The 4,891-nt window shown below is 52.1% G+C and carries 5 protein-coding genes; all 5 read left to right on the top strand.

The annotated features are described in order from the left end of the window. The first annotated feature begins 211 nt into the window (after window positions 1–211). The 5 genes from CFLAV_RS35330 (at window position 212) to CFLAV_RS31405 (ending at window position 4,287) form a co-directional block, all read left to right on the top strand. Window positions 212–514 (top strand): hypothetical protein, encoded by a 303-nt coding sequence (locus CFLAV_RS35330; RefSeq protein ID WP_150107706.1) that lies wholly within the window; start codon window positions 212–214, stop codon window positions 512–514. A 410-nt stretch (window positions 515–924) separates the two neighbouring features. Then, window positions 925–2,238, top strand: a complete 1,314-nt coding sequence (locus tag CFLAV_RS31415) for a Gfo/Idh/MocA family oxidoreductase (protein WP_007418984.1) — start codon at window positions 925–927, stop codon at window positions 2,236–2,238. A 62-nt stretch (window positions 2,239–2,300) separates the two neighbouring features. Continuing rightward, complete coding sequence (locus CFLAV_RS31410) at window positions 2,301–3,224, top strand: sugar phosphate isomerase/epimerase family protein (RefSeq protein WP_007418983.1); 924 nt, start codon at window positions 2,301–2,303, stop codon at window positions 3,222–3,224. A gap of 33 nt (window positions 3,225–3,257) precedes the next feature. Beyond that, window positions 3,258–3,431: a twin-arginine translocation signal domain-containing protein gene (locus CFLAV_RS34515; protein ID WP_007418982.1), complete on the top strand. Its 174-nt coding sequence runs from the start codon at window positions 3,258–3,260 to the stop codon at window positions 3,429–3,431. Next, window positions 3,421–4,287 carry a sugar phosphate isomerase/epimerase family protein gene (locus CFLAV_RS31405; RefSeq protein ID WP_007418981.1) on the top strand — a complete coding sequence of 289 codons (867 nt, stop codon included), beginning with the start codon at window positions 3,421–3,423 and terminating at the stop codon, window positions 4,285–4,287. Before CFLAV_RS34515 ends, CFLAV_RS31405 begins: the two co-directional genes overlap by 11 nt. The last annotated feature ends 604 nt before the right edge of the window (window positions 4,288–4,891 follow it).

The following is a 4,891-nucleotide window of genomic DNA, read 5'->3' as shown; positions in this document are numbered from 1 at the left end:
ATCGGAAGGCTTGGAAAATTTCGAATGGCGAGTTTCAAATGCCAAATGTGAAGACTGGAAGACGAAGGAAATTTCAAATGACCAATTTCGAGTTTCGAATTCAAGGCTCTAACGGAAGATAACGGTATATAACGCCAAATAACGCCTTATAACGGTTAAAATTTTTTTGGAGGATTTGCAGATGACAAAAGTCAGGAAGCCAGACATCAGAATGCAAAACGGAGAACCCCTCACCTGTCCTTTGGACATCCTCTCCCCGCTCAAGTATTCGCGTGGCGAGGAAGTGGCGGGTTGGTTGGGCTGTCCCGGGTACTTAACCCGTCCTCGAGCGATTACCGATCTGGGTGGTTTTTACGAAGCTGAGTCGGCGGTGGACCGTGAGTTAACGGGAGCTAACGGGAGTTCAGGCCGCGTGCTGAAACAACCTGACCCAATCTGCTGGTCCTCCGGGTGCCAGTCGGCGTTGCTCCTCAGTCGCAGATCGCTTTGGATATGCTCTTGCGTCGCGCCTTGAATGACGTCCGGATGCCGGCGCATCTCGTATCAGTTTGCATCTGCACGAGGCCTGGCGGCACAACTTTTTATTTTTTTTGAATTTTGAATGAAGTCTGAAATTGCAGGTTGTCAGGTCGGGTTGCAGTGTGTTGCCTGCTGTTTGTTGCGTGTTATGAGGCCCCCGGTTTTGTGGTTGAAAAAAAAGAATGAATCGAGACAATGCGACTTAGCGCGAGATAATTGGGCTAATTCGACGTAAAAATTCGAGTGATGTTCCAAAGTGAACAGAAATGGAAAATGGGAGAGGTTTAGGGGCTACCTAATATTAGGGACTGTTATTTTTGAAGAATTACTGGTTTACTTGCGTCTGGGTTCCTTGACGATGAGTTTGCGGTTGCAAGGCTCGCGAGCAGAACGAATAGAAATTTTATGAATACACCTATGGATAAGCCTACTTCACGGCGTGATTTTTTGAAAACTTCAGCGATTCTTGGCAGCGCCTTGGCGGCTCCGGCGATTTTGCCGGGCAAGCTTTTTGGCGCGGAAACCAACGGCGAGACGTTGAAGGTTGGTCTGATTGGTTGCGGCGGTCGCGGAACGGGTGCGGCGACGCAGGCGCTGAACGCGGACAAGAATGTGGTGTTGTGGGCGATGGGGGATGCGTTTGAGGATCGTCTGCAAGGGAGCCTGAAGGCGTTGAAGGATGACAAGGATGTTGGCAGCAAGGTGAAGGTGGATCCGGAGCATTGTTTCGTGGGTTTTGACGCGTATCAAAAGGTGATTGATAGCGGGGTGGATGTGGTGCTGTTGACGACGCCGCCGGGATTTCGGCCGATGCATTTGAAGGCGGCGGTGGCGGCGGGCAAGCATGTTTTTTGTGAGAAGCCGGTGGCGGTGGATGCGCCAGGGGTGCGGTCGGTGCTGGCTTCGGCAGAGGAAGCGAGGAAGAAGAAGCTCTCACTGCTGTCGGGTTTTTGTTATCGCTACAGCAAGGGTGAGCGGGAGTTGGTGAAGCGGATTCACGACGGCGAGATTGGTGATGTGACGTCGATTTATAATTCCTACAATACGAGCCCGGTGTGGTGCCATCCACGGCAGGAGGGCTGGACGGACATGCAGGCGCAGATGCGGAACTGGTATTATTACACCTGGCTTTCGGGTGATCATATCGTGGAGCAGGCGATTCATAATATCAACAAGATGGCCTGGGTGATGAATGATGTGGCGCCGGTGAAGGCGATTGCGGTGGGTGGCCGGCAGGTGCGGACGCAGCCGGAGTTTGGTCATATTTATGATCATTTCGCGGTCGTGTATGATTATCCGAATGGTGTGAAGGGGATTCATATGTGCCGTCAGTGGGAGAATTGCGCGAACGAGGGGCTGGATTGGGGTACGGGAACGAAGGGGAGTTACAAGATTGTTCCGTTCCAATCGCAGGAGCTCAAAGTTACGGGTGGAAATACCTGGAAAAACTTGTTTAAGAATCAGAAGAACATGTACCAAGTGGAGCATGATGAATTTTTCGCCTCGATCCGTTCCGGCAATCCGATGAATGACGGAAAGATGATGGCTGATAGCACGTTGGTGGCGATCATGGGACGGATGGCGGCTTATACCGGCGAAGTGGTGACCTGGGATCAGGCGCTGAATTCGCAGGAAGTGTTGGCGCCGGAGAAGATTGACTGGGACGTGAAGTTGACGGAACCGGCAGTGGCGATTCCGGGGAAGACGAAGGTCGTGTAAATTTCGAATGACGAATTTCGAATTGCGAGTGCCGGATAGAAATTGAGTGAAATGGGAACTGAATGAATTCATCTTTTAACCGACGGGATTTCTTGAAGTTGGGCGGGAGTGCGCTGGCACTGGCATCGTTGACGCCGGCAAGCCTGGTGGCGGAAGAGACGGCTCCGGCCAGGAAACGGGTCCTTAAAAAGGGATTGATGTTTGCCACGGTGAGCGGCACTGCGTCGGTGATGGATAAATTCAAGATGATCAAGGACGCGGGCTTCGATGGCGTGGAACCGAACAGCGGGATGGATCGCGATGAGGTGTTGAAGGCGCGCGATGCGACGGGGTTGGAGATTGCGAGTGTGTGTGATTCGGTGCATTGGGCGAAGACGCTAACCGATGCGAATCCATCGGTGCGCGCCGTGGGAGTGGAAGGGTTGAAGACGGCGTTGCAGGATGCGCAAAAATATGGGGCATCGTCGGTGCTGCTGGTGCCGGGAGCGGTGAACAAGCATGTGTCCTATGAGGATGCCTACAAGCGTTCGCAAGAGGAGATTCGCAAGGCGCTTCCCATGGCGGAGCAATGCGGGGTGAAGATCGCGATTGAGAATGTTTGGAACGACTTTTTGCTGAGCCCGCTGGAGGCTGCGCGCTACGTGGATGAGTTCAACAGCCCGTGGGTGGGCTGGCATTTCGATATTGGCAATGTGATTGCGTATGGGTTTCCAGAGCAATGGATACAGGTCCTTGGAAAGCGGATTCAGAAGTTGCACATCAAGGAATACAGTCGGAAGAAGCGCGATGACGAAGGGCGTTGGAAAGGATTCCAGGTGGAATATCTGGAAGGCGACAACAACTGGCCGGCGGTGATGAAGGCATTGGATGGAGTTGGCTACAAAGGTTGGGCGATTGCGGAGCCAGCGTGGTGGCCGCAGGGAGTGGAGTTGCCGGTGCGATTGAAGCAAATTTCCGAGAAGATGGATAAGATTTTGGCTTTGTGAAACTTTTCCTGATGCGATAGCGTCTGGGAAACCATGAAACCAACCCAGACAACCTCGCGTCGTGATTTCATCAAAACTTCGGCAATTATCGGCGGAGCCTTGGCGGCTCCGGCGATTCTTTCCAGCAAGGTTTCGGCGGCGGAGAATAGGGAGATGTTGCGGGTTGGTTTGATTGGTTGCGAAGGGCTGATGACCAATGATAAATGACCAGGAAGTAGCGAATGGTGCAGATGGAAAGGCAGTGTCGCCGAAAAAGCGCGAGCTGAAAAAGGGATATTTTTTGAACACCTTTCCGGGCAAGTTTTCGCTGTTGGAGAAGTTCAAGATGCTGAAGGAGGCGGGCTTTGAGGGAGTGGAAGCACCGAGTCATTTGGACCAGGAGGAAGTTCTCAAGGCGTGCGAAGAGACAGGCCTGAAGCTTCCAACTGTATCCTGTGGTGCGCATAGCAGGATGCTTTCGAGTGGGAATCCCGAGCAACGTAAAAAGGGCTTGGACGGGGTGATGCAGGCGTTGCACGATGCGAAGCGTTATGGGGCGAGTTCAATTTTGGTTGTTCCGGGTACGGTGGATGAAAGAATGACGTATGCGGATGCGTATACGAGAACGCAGGACGAACTTCGCAAAGCCATTCCACTGGCGGAAGAGTTGGGAGTGAAGATGGGTTTCGAAAACACCTGGAATCATTTTCTGCTCAGTCCCATGGAGTCGGCACGCTATGTGGATGAGTTCAAGAGTTCAGCGGCGGCCTGGCATTTTGATGTGGGGAACATCATTGGTTTCGGTTATCCCGAGCAATGGATTCGGATTCTGGGCAAGCGCATTCAAAAGTTGCATATCAAGGAATACAGCCGCAAGAAGCAGGACGCGGTGGGCGTTCGTAAAGCGTGGGCAGTGGAATATCTGGAGGGAGATAATGATTGGCCGACCGTGATGAAAGCGTTGGATGAGATTGGATATAGTGGATGGGCGGTGGCGGAGCCGGCGTGGCGTCCCGAGGGAGTGAGCGTCGAAAAGCGGTTGAAGACAATTGTGGAGAAGATGGAGAAGATTCTTGCGTGTTGAGAAATGAAATGGCTTTCCAGACTGTTATTAAAGATCAAGATTCGTCGAGCATTGGCGAGAGCTGATGGGAATAGTCCTGAGGTGAGGCATTCGGTAAAGTTGTTTTGGGCTTCAGCCTCTGTCTTGTATCGAACAGCGGTTGGCCCGACTGCCATTATTCCGATTGAATTGGCGGCGCTCCAACGCTTATGCGAACAACCTCAAATAGCTGAATTATTTTTTGTGATCTTGTGGATAATCCCAATCTGATGCTCGTAGCGTATGGGCTAACAGGACTGCAAATGATTAACAGTTCAAGGCTCAAAGCAGAAACAAATACTGCAGTTGGGCGTCAGGAAACTATTTTTGTACAGGCGGGTTGTTTGGGTGTGAACCGGAAGCTCGGAGAGTTTGCTCTGGACCTATGCGACGATGGGAAGACTGGGAAACACCGCCAAAATCAATGAGATATTTTGTCACCATGCGGGAGGAGAATTCTCTTTAAGTGTTGCGGAGGAAAGGTTGTAGAAGCGTGCTGAGTTGGTCCGGAAGACGTTTAGGTCTGTCGCCGAGGCTGGTGCAGACATGTTGGGTCTCGGCTTCGAACAGGCGGAGTGCCGTTCTG

The organism is Pedosphaera parvula Ellin514 (assembly GCF_000172555.1).
Lineage (GTDB): Bacteria > Verrucomicrobiota > Verrucomicrobiia > Limisphaerales > Pedosphaeraceae > Pedosphaera.
Note: the sequence above shows the minus strand (reverse complement) of the source record. Positions and strands in the feature narration are given on the sequence as shown.